Genomic DNA, 22,454 nt, shown 5'->3' with positions numbered 1-22,454 from the left:
TGCCAGACGCGCTGCTACGCCGACGCGGTGCCGGTGGGGCGGGCGCGCAGCTCGGTGACGTAGTCGTCCGGGGCGCCCGCCTTCTCGGCGGCGTTCGCGATCTCCGACAGATACCACGAGGTCGGCAGGCCACCCTCGTACCCGTTGAAGACGTAGATCCACGCGGTGACGTCGCCGTCGAGGGTGGAGACCCGGACGTGCAGCTTGCGGTACGTGCCGGCGGTCACCCCCTCGATCTCGTCGAGCTGACCTGCGTCGTACGGGTGGATGTCGTAGAGCGCCACGAAGACCCGGTCGCCGGGAGACTCGACAAGGGTGCTCACCGCGCCCTCCCAGCCGATCACGTCCGCCCCGGCGAACGTCAGCCGCCAGCCTTCCAGCCAGCCGGTGCCCACCATCGGCGAATGCGGACAGTAGGCACGCATCCGGGCAGGGTCGAGATTTGAGCCGTAGGCGGCGTGATGACGCACGGCGATGACGATAGCCCGGCGGACGGGTGGGGGAGAATACGACAGTGCGTGTCGAATGCGCTCGGGAGAAGAAAGTCACTGTGAGCATCAACGAAGGGCGAACGCTGTGAGCCGGATCGTGATCATCGGTGGGGGGCCGGCCGGGTACGAGGCGGCTCTGGTCGCCGCCCAGCTGGACGCCGATGTCACAGTGGTGGAGGCCGACGGTGCCGGTGGCGCCTGCGTGCTGTCCGACTGCGTACCGTCGAAGACCTTCATCGCCAGCTCGCAAGTGGTGACGGGTTACCGCGACACCGAGGAGTTCGGGGTGCACTCGGACGGCCTGGAGGCGGTGACAGTCGACGCCCGGGCGGTGCACGAGCGGGTGAAGAGGTTGGCTCTGGCGCAGTCCGCCGACATCCACGCCAAGCTGCTGAAGGCGGGTGTCACCTTCGTGGCCGGCACCGCGCGGCTCGGCGAGGATGCTCTCGGGCACACCCACCGGGTCGTCGTCACCCCCGCCGACGGCGGCGAGGAGTACTGGATCGCCGCGTCCACCGTGCTGATCGCCACCGGCTCGACCCCCCGCCAGTTGCCCACCGCCGTACCTGATGGTGAGCGCATCCTGACCTGGCGACAGGTGTACGACCTGCCGGAGCTGCCCGAACACCTGATCGTTGTCGGGTCCGGCGTGACCGGGGCGGAGTTCGCCAGCGCCTACCTGGCAATGGGAGTCGAGGTGACCCTGGTCTCCAGCCGGGACCGGGTGATGCCCCACGAGGACGCCGACGCCGCCTCCGCCATCGAGCGGGTGTTCCGTAACCGGGGCATGGAGATCCTCAACAACTCCCGCGCGGACGCGGTCCGGCGTACCGCCGACGGGGTCGAGGTGGAGCTGTCCGACGGCCGGAAGGTGACCGGCTCGCACGCGCTGATCACCGTCGGTTCGATTCCGAACACCGCCAACCTGGGTCTGACCGAGTACGGGGTGGAGCTGGGTCGGGGCGGCTACCTGACCGTCGACAGGGCTTCCCGGACCAACGTGCCCGGCATCTACGCCGCCGGCGACTGCACGGGGGTGCTGCTGCTGGCCAGCGTCGCCGCCATGCAGGGCCGGATCGCCATGTGGCACGCGCTCGGCGAGGCGGTCCGCCCGCTGCGGCTGCGTACCGTCGCGGCGAACGTCTTCACCGACCCGGAGCTGGCCACGGTGGGTGTCTCGCAGGACGAGGTGGACGCGGGCAAGACCCCGGCCCGGCAGGTGATGCTGCCGCTCTCCGGCAACGCCCGGGCGAAGATGGACGACCTCTCCGACGGTTTCGTGAAGCTGTTCTGCCGGCCGGCCAGCGGTCAGGTGATCGGCGGTGTGGTGGTCGCTCCGAAGGCCAGCGAGCTGATCCTGCCCATCACCATGGCCGTGGAGAACAACCTCACGGTCAACGAGTTGGCCCAGACCATCACCATCTACCCGAGCCTCTCCGGCTCGATCACCGAGGCGGCCCGCCAGCTCATGCTGCACGAGTTGGAGTGACCTGCCGGGCCTGGAGCAGCGCCACGGTGGCCAGGACCGCCACCTCGGTGAGGATCAGGAGGCGTTCGGCCAGCCCGATGAGCATCCGGTCGCCGGGGTAGGCGGACCAGATCATCGCCGCCGCCAGGGCCAGGCTCAGCAGAACCAGGGCGCGTAGCGTCCGGGCGGCGGGCGTCAGGTCGGGTCGGCGGGCGAGCAGCCAACCGGCCACCGGCAACGCCAGGAACGCGATCACCGAGGCGTACCGGTGCAGGTAGGCGGCGGTGGTCATGGCGGTGCCCGGCTCGTTCGTCGGCACCACGGCGGCCAGCAGCAGCCCACCCACCCAGGCGCCGAGCAGCAGTTCGGCCGCTCGACCCGAACGGGGTCTGGGTGGGCCGGCGCGGCGCAGGCCGTACAGCAGCGCCACTGTGGCGAGCGCGAGCACCACCATGGCGATGTCGATGACACCGCCCCGGTCGGAGACCGCGAAGTCGCTGATGGTCAACGCCCACGGGTTGAGGTCGTCGTTGACTTCGAGGTGGCCGATCACGGTGAGCAGCGCCGCCAGGGCGATCCCGCCCAGGGCCAGCAGGCCGGTACTCCGGGTAACAGGCATGCCTCAGCCTGTCGCCACGGACACCCCAGCCGAATCCGGGACAGCCACCGACATCGTCCCCCGGGACCACCCCTAAGCCCCGCGACACTCAGTCGATGGGGACGTCTGCGGCGGCGGCGCGGGCGTGGCGGGCGCTGACCACAGTCATCGCCCATCCGGCAGCGGCGAAGCCGGCCGCCGCGGCGGTGGCGATGATGGCCAGCCGCCAGGCCGACTCGGTGAGCGCGGTGCCGCCCAGGTGCCCCACCAGGGCGCCGTAGGTGGCCCACCCCAGCGCGGCGACGGTCTCGTACAGCACGAACAGCCGGTACGGGTAGCGGCTACGTCCGGCCGAGAAGCAGGCCGCCATCCGGCCGCCGGGCACGAACCGGCAGAGCAGGATGACGAGCGGCCCGGGTTGTCGCAGCCCCTGGGTGACCCGGCTGGCCACCCGGCGGGCGCGGCTCAGCTCGGCGTGTTTGGGTGTCCGCCGGTCCGGCGCGCTGCGTCCGAGCAGGTAGCAGGCCAGGTCGCCGGCGAAGACGCCGAGCGCGCCGACGGCGATGGTGACCGGCAGGCTGAGCCCGCCGTAGACGGTGAGCGCGCCACTGGTGATCATGACGATCTGGGTGGGGATCACCGGTACGAAGGCGTCCGCGATCAGCAGAGCGAGCAGCACCAGGTACGCCCACGTCGGCGACGCGACGTCAGTCAGAAGTTCGGGCACGCCTGCCACCTCGCCGAATGCGGCCAATTGGGTGTCTTGAGCCTGACGTCGTGTCCGGCGTCACGGTGGATGGCCCCGGCCCGTCGTGACCGTCGACACGACTGGGCCACCCAGCTACAACGAGGCCGATCGTTTCTGGGTGACGGGTTCGGGGGCGGTTCCACCCGTTCCGGGCGGGCGGCGGAACGTCGTTCGTCGGCGTACCGTTGTCGGCGCGGCCATGCCCGTCGGGTCCCCCGTTCCTGACGATTCGGCCGCCAGGGCCGCCGGCGGGTCCCGCGCCGGCGGCCCACCCCTCCGCCGCAAATCCGGGTGCGTCGCCGTTGGTTCGGCGGATACGGTCGCCGTATGCGCAGCGCGGTAGTGATGACCACGACGCCGGGTATCCCCGGCGCGCCGCTCTGACGTCACCATCGTCGACCAGGCCCCGGGGCGATCCGCCCCCGAGGGCAGCGCGCCGTTCGGAGCCCAGGTCGCCTCCGGGTCGTACCCGATCCAGGAGCCCGACATGATCGACCACCGTAGGCTCGGCCGCGAGCTGGACCTCTTCGTCTCCGACCCGCTGGCCGGGGCCGGCCTGCCGATCTGGCTGCCGGCCGGTGCCGCCGCCCGGCACGCCGTCGAGGAGTACGTCAGGGATTTGGAGCGCCGCTCCGGCCACCAGCACGTCTACTCGCCGCCGCTGGGTAAGCGGGAACTCTTCGAACTTTCCGGCCATCTCGGCTACTTCGCCGACGACATGTTCCCGCCGATGCGGCTGAGCGCCGACGACGAGTTCGTGCTCCGGCCGGCGCTCTGCCCGCACCACGCGTTGGTCTTCCGGGCGCGGGGCCGGTCGTACCGGGAGCTGCCGCTGCGCATCGCCGAGCTGGGCGGGATGTACCGCTCGGAGCGCTCGGGCGTGCTCGGTGGGCTGTCCCGGGTCCGCGCCATCTCGCTCAACGACGCGCACACCTTCTGCCCCCCCGAGCAGGTCGGCGCGGAGGTCGTCGAGATCCTCCGGCTGATCCGCGAAGCGCACGCCGCGCTCGGCGTCCGTCCGGCCGGGTTCCGGCTGTCGCTGCGCGGGCCGGGCAAGAAGTACGTCGGCGACGACGCCCAGTGGGCCCGCGCCGAGGAACTGCTCCGGGAGGCGCTGGCCGGAGTGGAGTTCGTCGAGGCGCCGGGGGAGGCCGCCTTCTACGGTCCGAAGATCGACATCCAGATCGTCGACGCCGTCGGCCGGGAGTCGACCATCTCCACCATCCAACTGGACTTCGACAAGCCGGAACGGTTCGACCTGTCGTACACCGACTCGGACGGCAGCCGGCGTCGCCCGGTGATGGTGCACCGCAGCCTGGTCGGCAGCATGGAGCGGCTGTTCGCGTACCTCATCGAGGTGCACGCGGGGGCGTTCCCGGCCTGGTACGCACCCGTCCAGGTGGTGCTCCTGCCGGTCGACGACGGGCAGGCAGACGCGGCGGCCGAGCTGGCCCGGCGAGCTGTCGACGCCGGGTTGCGGGTCGAGGTCGACGCCGCTGGCTCGCTGGGCGCCCGGGTCCGGGACGCGGCCCGCCGCCGCGTCCCGTACCTCGGGGTGCTGGGTGCCCGGGAGGTCGCCGACGGGCACCTCACGCTGCGCGTGCGCGGCGGTCGCGCCCTGGCCCCGATGCCCGCCGACGCCGCGCTCGCCCTGATCGGCGGGCAGGTGCACGCCCGCGCGACCGACCTGCTGCCGCCGGGCTGACACTCCCACCGATCGTCTCGCGCGCATGGCCGCCCGACCTCAGACCGACGCCGGTTGGGCGGCCGGTTCCTCGTCGGTCACCGCTCCGCTGAACTGCGAGCGGTAGAGCCGGTGGTACGCGCCGTGGGCGGCGAGCAACTGCTCGTGGGTGCCCTGCTCGACGATCCGACCGTTCTCCATCATGAGGATCAGGTCGGCGTCGCGGATGGTGGACAGCCGGTGCGCGATGACGAAGCTGGTCCGGTCCGAGCGCAGCGCGGCCATCGCCCGTTGCAGGAGCACCTCGGTGCGGGTGTCCACCGAACTGGTGGCCTCGTCGAGGATCAGCAGCGACGGCTCGGCGAGGAACGCCCGCGCGATGGTGATGAGCTGCTTCTCGCCGGCGCTGACGTTGCTGCCCTCCTCGTCGATGACCGTGTCGTACCCGTCGGGGAGGCTGCGCACGAACCGGTCCACGAAGGTGGCCTGGGCCGCGGCGAGGATCTCCTCCTCGGTGGCGTCCGGCCGCCCGTAGGCGATGTTGTCCCGGATGGTGCCGCCGAACAGCCAGGTGTCCTGGAGCACCATGCCGATCCGCCCGCGCAGGTCGTCGCGGCGCATCGTGGTGACGTCCACCCCGTCGAGCGTGATCCGGCCGGCGTCCAGCTCGTAGAACCGCATCACCAGGTTGACGAGCGTGGTCTTGCCGGCGCCGGTCGGGCCGACGATGGCCACCGTGTGCCCGGGTTCGGCGACGAGTGACAGGTCGTCGATGAGTGGCTTGTCCGGCTCGTAGCGGAACGAGACGTGCTCGAACTCGACCCGACCGTGCGGGTCGGCGACCCGGGCCGGCGCGACCGGGTCAGGGGTCTGCTCGTCCGCGTCGAGCACCGCGAAGACCCGCTCGGCCGACGCCACCCCGGACTGGAGCAGGTTGGCCATCGAGGCGAGTTGGGTGAGCGGCTGGGTGAACTGGCGGGAGTACTGGATGAACGCCTGCACGTCACCGAGGCTCATCGTGCCGGAGGCGACCCGCAGGCCACCGACCACGGCGATCGCCACGTAGCTCAGGTTCCCGATGAACATCATCGACGGCATGATGATCCCGGAGATGAACTGCGCCCCGAAGCTGGCCCGGAACAACTCCTCGTTCTTCGCGTGGAAGGCGGCCTCCACCTCACGCTGCCGGCCGAAGACCTTCACCAGCTCATGGCCGGTGTACGCCTCCTCGATCTGGCCGTTCAACTCGCCGGTGTGCGTCCACTGTGCGATGAACTGCTTCTGGGAGCGCTTGGCGATGCGCTGGGTGACGAGCACCGACAGCGGCACCGCGACCAGGGCCACCAGGGCCAGCACCGGCGAGATCCAGAACATCACGGCCAGCACGCCGACGACGGTCAGCAGCGAGGTGAGCAGCTGGCTGAGGGTCTGCTGGAGGCTCGTGGAGATGTTGTCGATGTCGTTGGTGACCCGGCTGAGCAGCTCACCACGCGGCTGCCTGTCGAAGTAGGGAAGCGGCAGCCGGTTCAGCTTCTCCTCCACCTCGGCGCGCAGCCGAAGCACGGTGCGCTGGACCACCCCGTTGAGCAGCCAGCCCTGCCACCAGGACAGCAGGCTCGCCGCCAGGTAGAGCCCGAGCGCCAGCAGCAGCACCCGACTCAGGGCGCTGAAGTCGATGCCCACCCCGGGCACCAGGTCCATCCGGGCCAGCATGGCGGCGAAGCTGTCGTTGCCGCTGGCCCGGGCTGCCGCGACGGCCTGGTCGGCGGTGGTGCCGGCGGGCAGTTGCCGACCGATCACCCCACTGAAGATCAGGTCGGTGGCGTGGCCGAGGATCTTCGGCCCGGCCACGCTGAACCCGACGCTCACCACCGCGAGGGTGATGATCGCGGCGAGGTGGAGTCGGTGCGAGCGCAGCCGGCCGAGCAGCCGTCGGGCCGACGGCCCGAAGTTCATCGACTTCTCGGCGGGCATCCCGGCGCTCATCCACCCCGGGCCGCCGCCCGGGCGGCCGGGCGGCAGCCGCTTCGGCGTCCGCGCCGCGTCGCCAGCCGGCTTCTGACTGGGTACGGCCGCGGTGCGCGGCTCGTCACGCTCGCTCATGCCGCCACCTCCGTGGTCTGCTGCGAGGCCACGATCTCGGCGTACGTCGGGCAGGTGTCCAACAACTCCGCATGTCGTCCCACTCCGACGACCCCTCCGTTCTCCAGGACGATGATCTGATCGGCGTCGATGATCGTGGAGACCCGCTGGGCCACGATCACCACCGCCGCCTGCGCGGTGACCGGCCGCAGGGCCGCTCGCAGCCGCGCGTCGGTGCCCAGGTCGAGCGCGGAGAACGAGTCGTCGAAGAGGTAGATCTCCGGCTGCCGCACCAGGGCCCGGGCGATGGCCAGGCGCTGCCGCTGCCCACCGGAGACGGTGGTGCCGCCCTGCGCGATCGGGGCGTCCAACCCGCCGGGCATCTGCGCCACGAAGTCCCGGGCCTGGGCGATCTCCAGCGCCGTCCACAGCTCCTCGTCGGTGGCGTCCGGGTTGCCGTAGCGCAGGTTGCTGGCGACCGTCCCGGTGAACAGGTACGGCCGTTGCGGCACCAGGCCGATGCGTCGCCACAGCTCGTCCGGCGCCAACTCCCGCACGTCCACCCCGTCGACGAGCACCGCGCCGGCGCTGACGTCGACCAGGCGGGGAATCAGTGACAGCAGTGTTGTCTTGCCCGCGCCGGTGCTGCCGATGATCGCCGTGGTGGTGCCCGGGGTCGCCCGGAAGGAGATGTCGCGCAGCACCGGCTCCACCGCGCCCGGGTACTGGAAGCGCACCCCGCGCAGCTCCAACTCGGCGCGGGTGGGCAGCTCGGTGACCGGAACGCTGGCCGGGACCACCGACGAGTCGGTGTCCAGCACCTCGACGATCCGCTCGGCGCAGACCGCCGCCCGAGGCACCATCATCAGCATGAAGGTGGCCATCATGACGGCCATCAGGATCTGCATCAGGTACTGCAGGAACGCGGTGAGCGCCCCGATCTGGATTGCGCCGGCGTCCACCCGCTGCGCGCCGAACCAGAGCACCGCCACGCTGGAGACGTTCAGCACCAGCATGACCACCGGGAAGATCAACGCCAGCAACCGGCCGGTACGCAGCGCGGTGGCGGTCAGGTCGGCGTTGGCGACGCCGAAGCGGTCCGTCTCGTACGGCTCGCGGACGAACGCGCGGACCACCCGGATGCCGGTGATCTGCTCCCGCAGCACCCGGTTGACGGTGTCGATGCGGGTCTGCATGAGGCGGAAGCCCGGCACCATCCGACGGATGATCGCGCCGAGCGCGATGGCCAGCACCGGCACGCTGACCAGCATCAGCCAGGAGAGCCCGACGTCCTCGCGCAGCGCCATGAACACTCCGCCGACGCTCATGATCGGGGCGGCGACCATCATCGTGCAGCTCATCAACACGAGCATCTGCACCTGCTGCACGTCGTTGGTGTTGCGGGTGATCAGCGACGGCGCCCCGAACCGGGCCACCTCGCGGGCGGAGAAGCGGTTGACGTGCCCGAACAGTTTGGCGCGTACGTCGCGGCCGAAGCCCATCGCGACCCGCGCACCCAGGTAGACGGCGGCAATCGAACAGACGATCTGGACCAGGCTGACCAGCAGCATCCAGCCGCCGGTGCGCACTATGTAGTCGGTGTCGCCCCGGGCCACGCCCTGGTCGATGATGTCCGCGTTGAGGCTGGGCAGGTAGAGCGAGGCCATGGTGCCCACGAACTGGAGCAGCACGACCGCCAGCAACGGTCTCTGATAGGTGCGCAGTTGGTTGCGCAGAAGTCGAATCAGCACGCCGGGTCCTTCGTTTCGGTAGGGCGTCCGGTCATCCGCGGGTCGTCTCCGCTGCCGATGACCTCAAGCAGGAACTCCCGGATCACCGCGGCCTTCGCCGGGTCGGCGTCGACCGAGGTGAGGGGCCGTCCGGAGTGCATGAGCGCGCCGAGCGCGGCCACCCGTTCGCGCCCGGCGGGGGTGATGGCGAGTCGGATGCTGCGCCGGTCGTTGTCGTCGCGCTGGCGCTCGACCAGGCCGTCGCGCTCGAGCGTGTCGACGATGCCGGTCAGGGTCGCCGGCCGGACGAACCCCTTCTCGGCGACCGCCCGGTGGGGAAGCTCGCCGTGTCGGGCGAGCGTCATCAGGGTGATCATGCCGGCCTGGGTGAGGCCGTGCTCCTCGGCCAGGTAACGGTTCCACCGCTGCCCGACGAGGTGCCCGGCCACCACCAGGAGCCGGCCGAGCGGCACGTCCTGGAGGGTCACGAGTTCCACGACAAGTAGGTTAGCGCCCTGATAGTCAGGGGCCAAACGAAATTGCCGCCGCCGTGGCCACGAACACGATCTGCAGAATCGTCCGCTGCGCGAGCGGGGTGACCGGACGTCCGGCGAGGGTCAGCTTCCGGCGCGCGGCCGAGGCGTTTGCCGGGAACATGGCGAGCATGAGCAGGCCGAGCCCGACTGCGGCGACCCGGGCGGTCGCCGGCACCAGGAGGCCCACCGCGCCGCGACCTCTTCTCGGTTGATCATGAGGTTACCGCTGCGACACGCCGAGGCGGGAGGCCGTCAACCTCATGATCAACCAGAGGTGGGTGGGAGTTACCAGCTGGTGGGGAGGGGCATCCCCTCGGTGAAGCCGGCGGCGCTCTGCACACCGACGACGGCCCGCTCGTGGAACTGGGTCAGGTTCCGTGCGCCGGCGTAGGTGAAGGCGCTGCGAACGCCCGCGATGATCTCGTCGATCAGGTCCTCGACGCCGGGGCGGGCCGGGTCCAGGTGCATGCGCGCCGAGGAGATGCCCTCCTCGAACACCGCCTTGCGGGCCCTGTCGTACGGGCTGTCGTCGGCGGTGCGGGCGCTGACCGCCCGAGCCGAGGCCATCCCGAAGCTCTCCTTGTACCGCCGGCCGTCCGCGTCGGTGTAGAGGTCACCGGGGGACTCGTAGGTCCCGGCGAACCAGGAGCCGACCATCACGTTCGACGCGCCGGCGGCGAGCGCGAGCGCCACGTCCCGAGGGTGTCGCACCCCGCCGTCCGCCCACACGTGCCGGCCCAGTTGGCGGGCCGCTGCCGCGCAGTCGAGGACGGCGGAGAACTGCGGTCGACCCACTCCGGTCATCATCCGGGTGGTGCACATCGCGCCCGGACCGACGCCGACCTTGATGATGTCCGCCCCCGCCTCCACCAGGTCACGTACGCCCTCGGCGGTCACCACGTTGCCGGCCGCCACCGGCACCCCCGGGTCCAGCTTGCGGACCGCCTGGAGTGCGGAGATCATCCGTGCCTGGTGGCCGTGCGCGGTGTCCACCACAAGCGTGTCCACCCCCGCCTCCAGCAGGGCGGCGGCCTTGCCTGTCACGTCGCCGTTGATCCCGACGGCCGCCGCGATGCGCAGCCGGCCCCGGTCGTCCACCGCCGGGGTGTACAGGGTCGCGCGCAACGCGCCCTGCCGGGTCAGCACCCCGACCAGCCGACCCTCGGCGTCCACCACCGGGGCGAGTCGGCGACGGCCCGCCGAGAGCCTGTCGAACCCGGTCCGCGGGTCGGCGTCCGCGGGAACGGTGTGCAGCTCGGTGGACATGACGTGCCGCAGTTGGGCGAACCGGTCCACGCCCGCGGTGTCCGCCTCGGTGACCACACCCATCGGCCGGCCGTCGTCGTCGACGACGATCACCGCACCGTGCGAACGCTTGGGCAGCAGGTGGATGGCGTCGCCCACGGTCTCGGTCGGGCCGAGCGTGATCGCGGTGTCGTAGACCAGGTGGCGCTGCTTGACCCAGGCGACGACGTTCGCCACCACCTCGATCGGAATGTCCTGCGGGATCACCGTGATGGCGCCCCGGCGGGCGACGGTCTCCGCCATCCGCCGTCCGGCGACCGCTGTCATGTTCGACACGACGAGCGGGATGGTGGTGCCGGTGCCGTCGCCGGTGGAGAGGTCGACGTCGAGCCGGGAGCCCAGATCGGAGCGGGCCGGCGCCATGAAGACGTCGGTATAGGTCAGGTCGTGCGCGGGGACCGCGCCGTGAAGGAACCGCACCGGGCAATCATTCCCGCTCGCTGCCCATTTCACCGCCGGTGGTCGCGGAAAACACTCGTACCGCGGTGGGTGGTGGCGACCCGGTCAGCCCAGCAGAAGCGCCACGGCGAGTCCGGCCATCACGAGGGCGATGACCGCGTCCAGCACCCGCCAGGCGGCGGCGCGGGCGAGCAGGGGGGCGAGGTGCTGCGCGCCGACACCGAGCGCGGTGAACCAGACGACACTGGCCAGTGCGGCACCGGCACCGAAGACCCACCGGTACGTGTGTTGTTGGGCCACGCCGCCGAGGAGCAGCACGGTGTCCAGGTAGACGTGGGGGTTCAGGTAGGTGAAGGCGGCGCAGGCGAGCAGGGTCGTCCCCAGCGTGGCCGGCGGTCGGTCGGTGGGCAGCAGGGCGCCGGGACGCAGGGCGCGACGGGCGGCGAGCCCCGCGTAGCAGAGCAGGAACGCCGCCCCGCCCCAGCGGATCGCCGTCAGCAGGCCCGGTCGGCTGGCCACCAGGGAACCGACCCCGGCCACCCCCGCCATGATCAGCAACGCATCGGACGCGGCGCAGGTGAGCACCACGGGTACGACGTGCTCCCGTCGCAGGCCCTGGCGCAGGACGAAGGCGTTCTGGGCACCGATGGCGACGATGAGCGCGATGGAGATCGAGAAGCCGGCGACGGCGGAAGCGAGCACGGACTCGACGCTAGGGCCGCCAACGGTCACCAGTCCAACTAAAGATCCTGATGCAACTTAAGCTCAGCTGATGGAAGGTCTCGACTCGACGCAGCTGCGGACGCTCGCGGCGGTGGTGGCGGAGGGCAGCTTCGACGCGGCGGCCCGGCTGCTGCACGTCACCCCGTCGGCGGTGAGCCAACGGATCAAGGCGTTGGAGGAGACAGTCGGTCAGGTGCTGGTCCGCCGCGCCCGACCGTGTGTGGCAACCGACGCCGGCCGTCCGCTGCTGCGCCTGGCCGGCCAGCTCACGCTGCTCGAACGGGAGGCGCTCGTCGATGCCCGTGGCCCGCTGGCCGGCGGCGGCCGGATCCGGGTCGCCGTGGTGGTCAACGCGGACTCGCTGGTCACCTGGTTCCCCGCCGCGCTGGCCCGGTTGCCGCAGCGGGCCGGGCTCTCGTTCGACCTCCGGCAGGACGATCAGGACCACACCGCAGAGCTGCTCCGCGACGGTTCGGTGACGGCGGCGGTCACCGCCCAGCGGGAAGCCGTGCAGGGCTGCCGGGTGCTGCGGCTCGGGGCGATGCGTTACCGCGCGTTGGCCACGCCGGAATTCGCGGCACAGCACTTCGCCGACGGGTTCACCGCCGCCGCGCTGGCGAGCGCGCCGCTGATCCTCTTCGACCGGAAGGACCAGGTGCAACACCGCTTCATCCGGTCGGTGGCCGGTCGGCCGTTCGACCCGCCGCTGCACTACGTACCGTCGGTCCCGGCGCTCAGCGAAATGATCAGGCTCGGGTTGGGCTGGAGTCTGGCGCCCGAACAGATCGCCCACGCCGACCTGGACGCCGGCCGCTGTGTCGACCTCGCACCGGGACGACACCTCGACGTCCCGCTCTACTGGCAGCACTGGAGGCTGGAGTCGGACGTGCTGAACGCCCTGACCGCAGCCGTCCGCGCGGTAGCCGGCGAGACCCTGCGCTGACCGCCCGCCAAGCCAGTCAGGCGATGGTGCAGATCGGGGCCCCGGCGGTGATCACGGCACCGACCTCCGCGCTGAGACCACTGACAGTGCCCGCCTTGTGCGCGTGCAGCGGCTGTTCCATCTTCATCGCCTCCAGCACCACGACCAGGTCGCCCTCGGCCACTGTGTCGCCGTCCGCCACCGCGATCTTGACGATGGTGCCCTGCATCGGCGAGGTGAGCGCGTCGCCGCCGACCGGGGAGCCGGCCTTCGCGCCGCCGACGCGCCGAGTCGCCTTGCGGGGGGCGGGTGCCGCTGTGGTCGTACTTGCGCCGAAGCCGGCGGGGAGGCTGACCTCGAGGCGCTTGCCGCCGACCTCGACCACGACGGTGTCGCGGTCGGCCGGCGCCTCGGCGGTGCCGGCGGCGGCGGTGAACGCCGGCACGGTGTTGTGGAACTCGGTCTCGATCCACCGGGTGTGCACTGTGAAGGGCTCGGCGGTGAACGCCTCGTCCCGCACGACGAGCCGGTGGAAGGGCAGTGCGGTGGCCATGCCGTCGAGGACCATCTCGTCCAGCGCGCGCCGGGCGCGCTCCAGCGCCTCGGTGCGCGTCTCGCCCGTGATGATCACCTTGGCGAGCAGTGAGTCGAAGTTGCCGCCGATCACGTCGCCGGCCGAGATGCCGGTGTCGACCCGCACACCCGGCCCGCTGGGCAGACGCAGCGCGGTGACGGTGCCCGGGGCGGGCAGGAAGTTGCGGCCCGGGTCCTCGCCGTTGATCCGGAACTCGATCGCGTGCCCACGCGGCGTCGGGTCCTCGGTGATCCGCAGCTTCTCGCCATCGGCGATCCGGAACTGCTCGCGAACCAGGTCGATGCCGGCGGTCTCCTCGGTGACCGGGTGCTCGACCTGGAGCCGGGTGTTGACCTCCAGGAAGGAGATGGTGCCGTCCACGCCGACCAGGTATTCCACGGTGCCAGCGCCGTGGTAGCCGGCTTCGCGGCAGATCGCCTTGGCACTGTCGTGGATCTGCGCGCGCTGGGCGTCGCTGAGGAACGGCGCGGGGGCCTCCTCGACGAGCTTCTGGTGGCGTCGCTGCAACGAGCAGTCCCGGGTGCCCACCACGATCACGTTGCCGTGCTGGTCGGCGAGGACCTGCGCCTCGACGTGCCGGGGCTGGTCGAGGTACCGCTCGACGAAGCACTCGCCCCGCCCGAACGCCGCGACCGCCTCCCGGGTGGCCGACTCGAACAGCTGGGGGATCTCCTCCATCGTGCGGGCGACCTTGAGGCCGCGCCCCCCGCCACCGAAGGCGGCCTTGATGGCGACCGGCAGACCGTGGTCGACGGCGAATGCCATCACCTCGTCCGGGCTGGCCACCGGGTCCGGAGTGCCGGGGACCAGCGGCGCGCCGGCCCGCTGGGCGAGGTGCCGGGCGGTGACCTTGTCGCCCAGGTCGCGGATCGCCTGCGGGGTGGGGCCGATCCAGGTCAGCCCGGCGTCGATGACGGCCTGGGCGAAGTCGGCATTCTCGCTGAGGAAGCCATAACCCGGGTGTACGGCGTCCGCCCCGGCACGGGCGGCGACGTCGAGCAGCTTGTCGATGCGTAGGTAGGTCTCGGTCGCGCTGTCCCCGCCGAGCGCGTACGCCTCGTCCGCGAGGGTGGCGTGCAGGGCGTCGCGGTCGGAGTCCGCGTACACGGCGACACTGCCCAGGCCGGCGTCGCGGCACGCGCGGATCACCCGGACGGCGATCTCGCCGCGGTTGGCGATGAGTACCTTGCGCACCTTCGTGGCTCCTCCCGGGCAGGTTACTGACGGGGAGTGTATCGGCCGCCCACGGCGACCCTAACGATCGCTCAGTGTGGGATGCCGCACTGGACCGACCATTGTTTAGTCAAACTTGGCTATTACGCTTATCGGGTGTCTTCGACTCGGATGATGATTCTCGGTCTGGTGCGGTGGATGCAGCCCGTGCACGGCTACGACGTGCGCCGCGAGCTGCTGAGCTGGAGCGCCGACAAGTGGGCGAACGTGCAACCCGGATCGATCTATCACGCCCTGCGCAAGCTCACCGAGGAGGGGCTGCTCCGCGCCGTCGCTACCGAGCAGGTCGGCGCCCGTCCGGCCCGCACCACGTACGAGGTGACGGTCAAGGGGGAGGACGAGTTCGAGACGCTGCTGCGCAACTCCTGGTGGACCATCAGCGAGCCTCCCGACCCGTTCGTGGCTGCCTTCTCCTTCCTGCCGGCCATGCCGCGCGCCGAGGCCGCCGCCGCCCTGCGTAACCGGGCCAACCTGCTGCGGGCCGGCGTCGAGTCGATGCGCGCCTCGCTGGAGTCGGACTGGGTCCGCAACCGCAAGCCCGCCCACGTGGGCTGGATGTTCGAGCTGTGGTCGGCGCGGGCGGAGGCGGAGGTGGGCTGGTGCGAGCGGATCGCCGACCGGATCGATTCCGGAGTGTCGTACCTGCCTGCTGAGCTGGACGAAGCGCAGGGTTGGTCAGGGTGGAGGGACGGCGTGGAGCCGCTCGACACCAACGCAGAATAATCAACGTTGACTAGAAAAGCTATATCGCGTTAGCCTGCTGGTGGCACAGCGGGTGAGTGCGCCGTCTGGCGTCCTCCCAATCGACGGCCGGCCCGGCCGGCCCGAACGACCAGGAGCAAAAATGATCGAGACCAGGGGGCTGCGGAAGTCGTTCCGCTCCCGCGCGGGTCGAGAGACGAAGACGGTGGACGCCGTGCGGGGCGTCGACCTTGACGTTGCCAAGGGTGAGATCTTCGGCTTCCTCGGCCCGAACGGCGCCGGCAAGACCACCACCCTGCGGATGCTCGCCACGCTCATCGAGCCGGACGGCGGCGAGGCCACCATCGCGGGCGCCGACCTGCGCAAGGACCCGGCCGAGGTGCGCCGCCGCATCGGGTACGTCCCGCAGGGCGGCAGCACCTGGGACGAGTCCACCGCCCGCGAGGAGCTGGTGCTGCACGCCCGCATGTACGGCATCAGCAAGGCCGACGCGCAGCGGCGTGCCGCCCGCGCCCTGGACGCCTTCCAGCTGACCGAGTACGCCGACCGCAAGTGCAAGACCTACTCCGGCGGCCAGCGTCGCCGGGTCGAGATCGCCCTCGGCATCATCCACGAGCCGAAGATCGTCTTCCTGGACGAGCCGACCACCGGCCTCGACCCGCAGAGCCGCGCCCACATGTGGGACGAGATCCGCCGGCTGCGCGCCGACGGCATGACCGTCTTCATCACCACGCACTACCTGGACGAGGCCGACGCGCTCTGCGACCGGATCGCGATCATGGACAACGGCGAGTTGGTGGCCGAGGGCACGCCAGCCGAGCTCAAGCGGGAGATCTCCGGCGACGTGGTGCTCGTCGGCCTCGACCTGACCGCCACCGAGCAGGCGGCCAAGGCACTCGACGGCGAGCCGTACGTCAACAAGCTGGAGACCGTCGACGAGGGCGGCCTGCGCCTCTCCGTCGACGAGGGCGCCACCGCCATCCCGCAGGTGCTGCGCCGACTCGACCACGCCGGGCTGGAGTTGCGCTCGATCGAGCTGCACCGGCCCAGCCTGGACGACGTCTTCCTCACCAAGACCGGCCGCTCGCTGCGCGAGTCCTGACCACCGGAGACGACTTCAATGAAATTCGCCCGTGACACCTGGCTGATCTTCCAGCGCCAGATCCAACTCCTGCTGCGCAACCCGGTCTGGGTCTTCGTCGGCGTGTTCCAGCCGGTCATGTACCTGCTGCTCTTCGCCCCGCTGCTCAAGCCCGCACTCAACGCACCCACCCAGGCCGCCGCCTACAAGATCTTCGTACCGGGTCTGCTGGTGCTGCTGGCCATCTTCGGTGGCCTGTTCCAGGGCTTCGGCCTCATCGCCGAACTGCGAGCCGGCGTCATCGAACGCTCCCGGGTCACCCCGATCAGCCGGCTCGCCCTGCTGCTCGGCCGCTCGCTGCGCGACGTGGTCTCACTCCTGGTGCAGGCGGTCATCATCACGCTGCTGGCGCTCCTGTTCGACCTGCGGGTGTTCCTCGGGGACCTGCTGCTGGCGTACCTGATGCTCGCCCTGATCGCCCTCATGACCTCGGCCGTCTCCTACGGCGTCGCCCTCAAGGTCAAGAGCGAGGACGCGCTGGCCCCGCTGATGAACACGGTGGCGCAGCCGGTGCTGCTGCTCTCCGGCATCCTGCTGCCGCTGACCTTCGCGCCCGGATGGTTGCAGGGCATCGCCAACTGGAACCCGTTCTTCTGGGCGGTCGACGGCACCCGGGCCCTGTTCGCCGGTGACCTCGGCAGCGACAAGGTCTGGCAGGGCCTGAGCATCACCGCGGTCCTCGCCGCGCTCGGCGTCTACTGGGCCGCCCGCCAGTTCGCCCGAAGCGTCCGCTGACCGCCGATCGTTGATCGCGTGCGAGTTCCTGAAAATCGGGGTGTCCCTTGCGGAGGGACACCCCGATTTCCTGTTCTGCCGTTGTTGGTGCGTCAGCGGGGGCGGGGGCCCGACGGTTCGCTGGCGGTCAGCGGACCCGGGCGAGGGTGAGGCCGTCCGCGATCGGAAGCATCACCGGCTCCACCCGAACGTCGGCGAGGACGTCGTCGTTGAACGCGGCGATGGCCCGGTCGTTGGCGTCCTCCGGGGCGATCACCCGCCCACCCCGCAACACGTTGTCGACGGCGATCACCCCACCCGGACGCATCCGGGGCACCAACTCGGCCCAGTAGATCGGGTAGCCGGTCTTGTCCGCGTCGATGAACGCGAAGTCCAGGTGCCTCTCGTGCGGCAGCTCCCGTAACCCGTCCGCGGCCGGACCGATGCGCAGGTCGATCAGATCCTGCACCCCGGCCCGCCCCCAGTAGCGCCGGGCGATGCCGGTGAACTCCTCGGAAATGTCGAAGCAGGTGAGTCGCCCACCCTCGGGCAACCCGCGGGCGATCGCCAGCGACGACAGCCCGGTGAACGTGCCGACCTCGACGGCCTGCCGTACGCCGAGCAGTCGGGTGAGAAACGTCAGGAACGCGGCCTGCTCCGGGGCCACCTGCATGGTGGCGTGCTCCGGCAGCACCGATCGGGTCTCCTCGGCCAGGTCCCGGATGATCTCGTCCGGCGGGGAGCCGTGAGCGACCAGATAGGCGTGCAGCTCGTCGGTGAGCGGGATCGACTTGGTGGTCATGACCGGACGTTACCGATCGGCTCGACGGTTTGGCCGCCCGGCGCGACGGTCGTCCACAGGTCGGTGATCCGCAGATCCAGTTCGGCGAGGAGCCGGCGCAGCAGCGGCATCGACAACCCGACCACCGTCCCCGCGTCACCCTCGATCCGCTCCACGAACGCCCCACCCAGCCCGTCGATCGTGAACGCGCCAGCCACCGCCAACGGCTCACCAGTGGCCACGTACGCGGCGATCTCGCCGTCACTGACGTCAGCGAAGTGGACCGTCGTCGACGCGACAGCCTCCGCACGCCGCCCCGCGGCAACATCGACGAGGCAGTGCCCGCTGTGCAGAACGCCGCTGCGCCCCCGCATCCGCAGCCACCGCTGGGTCGCGTCAGCCGCATCCGCCGGCTTGCCGAGGATCTCCCCGTCGAAGGCAAGCACCGAATCGCAGCCGATCACCAACGTCCGCTGGTCGGCGGCCGGGTTCAGCCTGGTCAACACCGCCTGCGCCTTCAGGCGAGCCAACTCCAGACACAACTCCTCAGCCCGCTCAGTCACCACCAGGGACTCGTCCACCCCGCTGACCAGGACCTCCGGCTCAATGCCAGCAGCCTGGAGCAACTTCCGACGGGCAGGACTAGCCGAAGCGAGCACGAGGCGAAGCGGCAAGGTCTCAGACACGAGCCCGACGTTACCGCGAAGCTTTCCGCCAATACCGGCACCCCGCCCGGCCTTCCGTGCTTCCTTGGCCGTCCAGGCTGCTCGGCCGTTCGGGCTGCCTTGCCGTCAGGTGGCGTGGTCGTCAGGTGGCGTGGTCGTTGGGCGGCGTGGTCCTTGAGTGGGCGGGCCGTGGGGCGGGCGGCTTGGCTGTTGGGCGGCCTGGCCCATTGGGCGGCCTTTTCGTTGGGCGGCCTGGCCCATTGGGCGGCCTTTTCGTTGGGCGGCCTGGCCCATTGGGCGGCCTGGCCGTCGCGTGGTCGGGGTGGTCGGGGTGGTCGGGGTGGTCGGGGTGGTCGGGGTGGTCGGGGTGGTCGGGGTGAGCTTGATCCACTCGCCTTCCAGGAAAACGCGGTGTCCCGTCGCCCCGGACACCGCAGTTTCCTGGAAGGCGAGTGGATCACCGCTTCAGCGTCCTCGCCCAGCGAAAGGATCGGCTCCGCGTCGGCGATGTCGGGGTGTCCCGCCGTCCGGGACACCCCGACATCAAGAAACCCGAGTCGATCAGCGTTCCGCTGATCGATCAGCGACTGATCCTGGGCGGCGGATCATCACCACGCCGACGTCGCCGCGCAATCACGGCCCACCCAACCCCGGCAGCCACGATCACCCCAAGAGTGGCCAGGCCACGCGCGGTCGCACCGTCGCTCCCATCACCCTGCTGAGCATTGGCCGTCGTGGTCGCGCCGTCGCCGGCCGGAGCGCTCACCGATTCAAACCCCAGCGGCGGTACGTCTGCGGTCAGCGCTGCCACAAGATCGATCACTCCATAGCCGTACTCGTCGTCACGCCCAGGCGGGCCTTTGTCGACGGCGGTAGCCGTCAACCGGTGCGCCACCTCCCGGGCCGGCAGATACGGGTACTTGGATCTGATCAACGCCGCAGCCCCCGCCACGATCGCCGTCGCGCTCGACGTGCCAGTTCCTCTTGAGTACTTCCCGCCGTAGCTGGTGCTATAAATGTCGACTGCTGGAGCGACCACGTCGATCTTCGGTCCGGTGACCGAGATTGCGGCATGTCGTCCGGCGCGATCGACGCCTCCAACCGCTATGACACCCTCTTCGCTGGCTGGATAGGCAGTTGGACTGTGGGGCGCATTGCCTACTGATGCCACAATTACGATATTTGCTGCGAGGGCGGATCTGATTGCTCGGACGAGGCGGGGTGTCGATGCGCCCCCGCTGGAGATGCTAATGATCTGAGCGCCTCTAGCTGTCGCATATTCGACGGCTTCGGCGAGGTCTTCGGCTTCGCCAAGATTATCTGCGCCGGACGCCTTTATCGGGAGAATTTTGGACTCTGGTGCAATGCCGAGTGCGCCTGAGTTTGTGCCCCTGCCATGTGCTGCTATTAATCCCGCCATGCTCGTGCCGTGGCTGTTCGAGTCCTGCTGGCCATCTCCCAAGCCGCCCGCTACAGTATCTGTGCCCTTGAGTAGATTATTCCTCAGGTCGGGATGAGGGTCGACGCCGGTGTCTGGCACCGCGACCGTGACGCCTTCGCCTTTACTAATCATATGTGCTTGGGAAGCGCCCAGGAAGCGGAGATGCCACTGGTCGTCTCTAATGCGATCGAACTGGGAGAAATTCGCTCCGTGGTGTTTAGCGGGCAGCCCGTTCGTTGTGGCCGTTGCTAAAGTTCCGATTGGCAAGACCAGTGCGATCAAAATAATTCGGGTGATGAATAGCATTACCGTGAGAAGCCGATAGCTGGGCCTGGATCAATGGGACCATTGTCCTCAGGTGGCTGGACTACCGGGGTTACTCCCTTCTGAGTCTCCCAAGGATTATCGGGGTCCCAGTGGCTCGGACTACTATCAGTAGTGCGGGCGTTCGGCCGGGCAGGTTTGGGCTGCATATAACCCGGACTCGCTGAGCCAGGGCCACCGCCAATCGGTGGAATGCTCTGTGCCGCCGAATAGATCCGACCCGCGCCAGGCCGAGAACCAGCCCCGCCGCTAGGTGCTGTGCCCGCGCCTCCCCCACCTCCGATCACGCCGCCAATCGGGTTGACGCGGCGGAGAGGGTTCGGCCCTGCGCTAGGTTGACTCAAACCGATCGGTGGTGGGCCGCCGATGATACCTCCCGGCGGCATGGCTCTATTGGACAGCGGCGACTTCGAAGGATTGGCGGGGTCGTCGGCTCCAGTCGGCAGCCTACCAATCGATCCTGCCGTCGGATGGGGAGCCTGTTGCCCAACAGGTCGCACGGAAATGCCGGGTGGCGGGCTTATAGGACCAACTGGTGACGCTGGCGCCGGGCTCGCAATCCCGGCTGAATTTGGATTCGGCATGCTCGGCGTTAGGGTTGCACCTGTTCCACCCAGGACGGGCCCGATACTCGGCGGAGTCAGGTTAACTGCAGGTTTTGAAGGAGCTGTTCCCGGAGATCGCGGCGGCGAGGATGCTGGCGCCATCGGCACCGCGACCACCGGGGGAATGACGACGTTGTGAACGCTCGGGCCGTAAACGTCATGATCGTTTGGCTGTTGGCCGGGTCGACGTGGTGGCGGGGGTGGTTTTTGGAGGGTTGCTTGGGCTTGTTGGAGTTCACCACTGAGGTTGAACATCATCGAACGGGCCTGCACGTTCAGCCGTTCCAGTTCTCCGTCAGCAACAGGAGGCGTGGTGGTCCGGTTGCCCATCACCGCTTTCGGGTCGGCGACCATCGACTCGTACGCCTGCTTCTGTTGGAACTTGGTCGCGTACTCCTCGTAGATCTTGTGGAGTGCGGCGCGGGTGGTGCCGATGGCCTGGGTTGCGGCGGAGAGTGCTGTGTAGTTCGCGGCGGCGGCGTCGTGGGTGCGCTGCACCTTGTCGATGAGTTCGTCGAGTTCGGCGAGGTAGGTGCGGGAGGCGGCGCTGGTTTCGGGCGGCCAGGCCTCGGCGAGGCCGCGGCGGTACTGCTGGAGGCGGCCGAGGTGGGTTTGTGCCAGGTCGCAGACTTTGCGCCAGCCGGCGACCTGCTTCCAGTGGTTGGCGGTGTCGTGGTCCTGGAGGCAGGCCCACATGCTGTGGACGTCCATGAGGTGCCAGTCGGTGAGGCCGGAGGTGCGGCCGGTGCCCCGTTCGATCATGGCAGCATCACCGGCCCTTCGGCGTTGGGGCTGGTCGGGTCGGTGAGTGTCGGCGTGGGGCCGCCGGGGAGGACGCTGGCCGGGTTGGCGAGGGCTCGTTGCACGTCCACGACGCGGGCGGCGGTGAAGGCGTCGCTGTCGGCGTAGTGGGCGGCGACCTGGTCGGCGGCGGCGGCGAGGTGGCCGGTGGCGCCTCGGACGGCGTACACCATGTCGGCGGTGGCCTGCTGTGTCTCGTGGTGCGCGTGCAGGAAGGTGACCAGTTCGATGAAGGCGTCACACGGGTTGGGCAGCTTCGCTGACATGTCTTCGGCGATGTACGACAGGTGCGGCGCGTAGTTGCTCTCGACCTCGGCGGCGAGCCGGTCGGCGAACTCTCTGAGCTGGGTGATGTCGGCTTCGATGCCGCCGTAACCGCGTAGCCAGGGCGCTGGCCGGTCCTCTTCGGGGATCATGGATCCTCCCTACCCGTAACGGCACCGTTTCCCTGAGTGAGATTAACGGCTCCACGCCACCCTGACAGCCCCCGCACGGGGTGCGTTCGGGTCAGCGGGGCAGGCCGGCGGCTCGCCATCCGCGGGAAGTGCCCGGCCGAGCGCTCCGCGCCCAGGTGGACGCGGTCGCCGGGGCGGTGGCGGTGGCGGGACGGGTCCGGACGATGATCGCCCCCACCAGAGCGGCCAGTTCCTCGGCGGTGGGCACGCCGCGGACGACCCGGAACAGCGGCTCTTCGGCAGACATGCCGCCAGGGTACGCGGCGCGAAGTTACCGGAAGCGCACAGTGGCGTGCCGGCGGTGTGAGCGT

At 69.9% G+C, this 22,454-nt stretch carries 21 protein-coding genes and 1 pseudogene; 6 read left to right on the top strand and 16 right to left on the bottom strand.

Annotated elements, in window-relative coordinates; genetic code table 11:
• Positions 1 to 14: 14 nt before the first annotated feature.
• Positions 15 to 470 (bottom strand): gamma-glutamylcyclotransferase, encoded by a 456-nt coding sequence (locus ABZ406_RS19375; RefSeq protein WP_112588201.1) that lies wholly within the window; start codon positions 468 to 470, stop codon positions 15 to 17.
• A gap of 106 nt (positions 471 to 576) precedes the next feature.
• On the opposite strand from ABZ406_RS19375, the gene ABZ406_RS19370 reads away from it, so the two are divergent.
• Positions 577 to 1,980, top strand: coding sequence for an NAD(P)H-quinone dehydrogenase (locus ABZ406_RS19370; RefSeq protein WP_357763261.1), 1,404 nt, complete (start codon positions 577 to 579; stop codon positions 1,978 to 1,980).
• Here ABZ406_RS19370 and ABZ406_RS19365 read toward each other — a convergent pair.
• Together ABZ406_RS19365 and ABZ406_RS19360 are read right to left on the bottom strand one after the other, a co-directional pair.
• Positions 1,958 to 2,578 carry a DUF998 domain-containing protein gene (locus tag ABZ406_RS19365; RefSeq protein WP_357763258.1) on the bottom strand — a complete coding sequence of 207 codons (621 nt, stop codon included), beginning with the start codon at positions 2,576 to 2,578 and terminating at the stop codon, positions 1,958 to 1,960. The genes ABZ406_RS19370 and ABZ406_RS19365 overlap by 23 nt on opposite strands.
• An 88-nt stretch (positions 2,579 to 2,666) precedes the next feature.
• A complete protein-coding gene (locus ABZ406_RS19360) occupies positions 2,667 to 3,284 on the bottom strand; it encodes a DedA family protein (protein ID WP_357763255.1) in 618 nt (205 codons plus the stop codon).
• 508 nt (positions 3,285 to 3,792) lie between these two features.
• Between ABZ406_RS19360 and thrS the strand changes: the two genes are divergently transcribed.
• The gene (gene thrS, locus ABZ406_RS19355; RefSeq protein WP_357763252.1) at positions 3,793 to 5,010 is read left to right on the top strand and encodes a threonine--tRNA ligase; all 1,218 of its coding nucleotides are present in this window, start codon (positions 3,793 to 3,795) and stop codon (positions 5,008 to 5,010) included.
• Between the two features lie 39 nt (positions 5,011 to 5,049).
• Here thrS and ABZ406_RS19350 read toward each other — a convergent pair whose 3' ends face one another.
• The 6 genes and pseudogenes from ABZ406_RS19350 to ABZ406_RS19325 all read right to left on the bottom strand — a co-directional run bounded on the left by ABZ406_RS19350 (position 5,050) and on the right by ABZ406_RS19325 (position 11,743).
• Positions 5,050 to 7,092 carry an ABC transporter ATP-binding protein gene (locus ABZ406_RS19350; RefSeq protein WP_357763249.1) on the bottom strand — a complete coding sequence of 681 codons (2,043 nt, stop codon included), beginning with the start codon at positions 7,090 to 7,092 and terminating at the stop codon, positions 5,050 to 5,052.
• Complete coding sequence (locus tag ABZ406_RS19345; RefSeq protein WP_357763246.1) at positions 7,089 to 8,822, bottom strand: ABC transporter ATP-binding protein; 1,734 nt, start codon at positions 8,820 to 8,822, stop codon at positions 7,089 to 7,091. The genes ABZ406_RS19350 and ABZ406_RS19345 overlap by 4 nt, the downstream gene beginning before the upstream one ends.
• Positions 8,816 to 9,298: a MarR family transcriptional regulator gene (locus tag ABZ406_RS19340; protein WP_357763243.1), complete on the bottom strand. Its 483-nt coding sequence runs from the start codon at positions 9,296 to 9,298 to the stop codon at positions 8,816 to 8,818. Before ABZ406_RS19340 ends, ABZ406_RS19345 begins: the two co-directional genes overlap by 7 nt.
• 25 nt (positions 9,299 to 9,323) lie before the next feature.
• Positions 9,324 to 9,530: pseudogene (locus tag ABZ406_RS19335) on the bottom strand (DoxX family protein); the annotation flags it as partial.
• A 92-nt stretch (positions 9,531 to 9,622) separates the two neighbouring features.
• Positions 9,623 to 11,062, bottom strand: a complete 1,440-nt coding sequence (locus ABZ406_RS19330; RefSeq protein ID WP_357763240.1) for a GuaB1 family IMP dehydrogenase-related protein — start codon at positions 11,060 to 11,062, stop codon at positions 9,623 to 9,625.
• Positions 11,063 to 11,146: 84 nt separating this feature from the next.
• Positions 11,147 to 11,743 carry a LysE/ArgO family amino acid transporter gene (locus ABZ406_RS19325; RefSeq protein WP_357763238.1) on the bottom strand — a complete coding sequence of 199 codons (597 nt, stop codon included), beginning with the start codon at positions 11,741 to 11,743 and terminating at the stop codon, positions 11,147 to 11,149.
• A gap of 70 nt (positions 11,744 to 11,813) precedes the next feature.
• Here ABZ406_RS19325 and ABZ406_RS19320 point away from each other — a divergent pair, with 70 nt between their 5' ends.
• Complete coding sequence (locus tag ABZ406_RS19320; RefSeq protein WP_357763235.1) at positions 11,814 to 12,707, top strand: LysR family transcriptional regulator ArgP; 894 nt, start codon at positions 11,814 to 11,816, stop codon at positions 12,705 to 12,707.
• Between the two features lie 16 nt (positions 12,708 to 12,723).
• On the opposite strand, the gene ABZ406_RS19315 is transcribed toward ABZ406_RS19320, so the two are convergent.
• Positions 12,724 to 14,475, bottom strand: coding sequence for a biotin carboxylase N-terminal domain-containing protein (locus ABZ406_RS19315; protein WP_357763233.1), 1,752 nt, complete (start codon positions 14,473 to 14,475; stop codon positions 12,724 to 12,726).
• Between the two features lie 150 nt (positions 14,476 to 14,625).
• Between ABZ406_RS19315 and ABZ406_RS19310 the strand changes: the two genes are divergently transcribed.
• From ABZ406_RS19310 to ABZ406_RS19300, 3 genes are all read left to right on the top strand, one after another.
• Positions 14,626 to 15,237 carry a PadR family transcriptional regulator gene (locus ABZ406_RS19310; RefSeq protein ID WP_357763360.1) on the top strand — a complete coding sequence of 204 codons (612 nt, stop codon included), beginning with the start codon at positions 14,626 to 14,628 and terminating at the stop codon, positions 15,235 to 15,237.
• Positions 15,238 to 15,358: 121 nt separating this feature from the next.
• Positions 15,359 to 16,318: an ATP-binding cassette domain-containing protein gene (locus ABZ406_RS19305; RefSeq protein ID WP_357763230.1), complete on the top strand. Its 960-nt coding sequence runs from the start codon at positions 15,359 to 15,361 to the stop codon at positions 16,316 to 16,318.
• 18 nt (positions 16,319 to 16,336) lie between these two features.
• Positions 16,337 to 17,092, top strand: a complete 756-nt coding sequence (locus ABZ406_RS19300; protein WP_357763227.1) for an ABC transporter permease — start codon at positions 16,337 to 16,339, stop codon at positions 17,090 to 17,092.
• Positions 17,093 to 17,219: 127 nt separating this feature from the next.
• Here ABZ406_RS19300 and ABZ406_RS19295 read toward each other — a convergent pair whose 3' ends face one another.
• The 6 genes from ABZ406_RS19295 to ABZ406_RS19270 form a co-directional block, all read right to left on the bottom strand.
• A complete protein-coding gene (locus ABZ406_RS19295) occupies positions 17,220 to 17,873 on the bottom strand; it encodes an O-methyltransferase (protein WP_357763224.1) in 654 nt (217 codons plus the stop codon).
• Positions 17,870 to 18,538, bottom strand: coding sequence for a nucleoside triphosphate pyrophosphatase (locus tag ABZ406_RS19290; protein WP_357763221.1), 669 nt, complete (start codon positions 18,536 to 18,538; stop codon positions 17,870 to 17,872). Before ABZ406_RS19290 ends, ABZ406_RS19295 begins: the two co-directional genes overlap by 4 nt.
• A 559-nt stretch (positions 18,539 to 19,097) precedes the next feature.
• Positions 19,098 to 20,264, bottom strand: coding sequence for a S8 family serine peptidase (locus ABZ406_RS19285; RefSeq protein ID WP_357763218.1), 1,167 nt, complete (start codon positions 20,262 to 20,264; stop codon positions 19,098 to 19,100).
• Positions 20,264 to 21,649, bottom strand: a complete 1,386-nt coding sequence (locus tag ABZ406_RS19280) for a hypothetical protein (protein ID WP_357763215.1) — start codon at positions 21,647 to 21,649, stop codon at positions 20,264 to 20,266. Before ABZ406_RS19280 ends, ABZ406_RS19285 begins: the two co-directional genes overlap by 1 nt.
• Entirely contained in the window at positions 21,646 to 22,104 is a 459-nt protein-coding gene (locus tag ABZ406_RS19275; RefSeq protein WP_357763212.1) for a hypothetical protein, read from the bottom strand. Before ABZ406_RS19275 ends, ABZ406_RS19280 begins: the two co-directional genes overlap by 4 nt.
• 91 nt (positions 22,105 to 22,195) lie before the next feature.
• Positions 22,196 to 22,390: an acyl-CoA carboxylase epsilon subunit gene (locus tag ABZ406_RS19270; protein ID WP_357763210.1), complete on the bottom strand. Its 195-nt coding sequence runs from the start codon at positions 22,388 to 22,390 to the stop codon at positions 22,196 to 22,198.
• Between the last annotated feature and the right edge of the window lie 64 nt (positions 22,391 to 22,454).

The sequence above is a fragment of the Micromonospora sp. NPDC005710 genome (genome assembly GCF_040630995.1).
Lineage (GTDB): Bacteria > Actinomycetota > Actinomycetes > Mycobacteriales > Micromonosporaceae > Micromonospora.
Note: the sequence above shows the minus strand (reverse complement) of the source record. Positions and strands in the feature narration are given on the sequence as shown.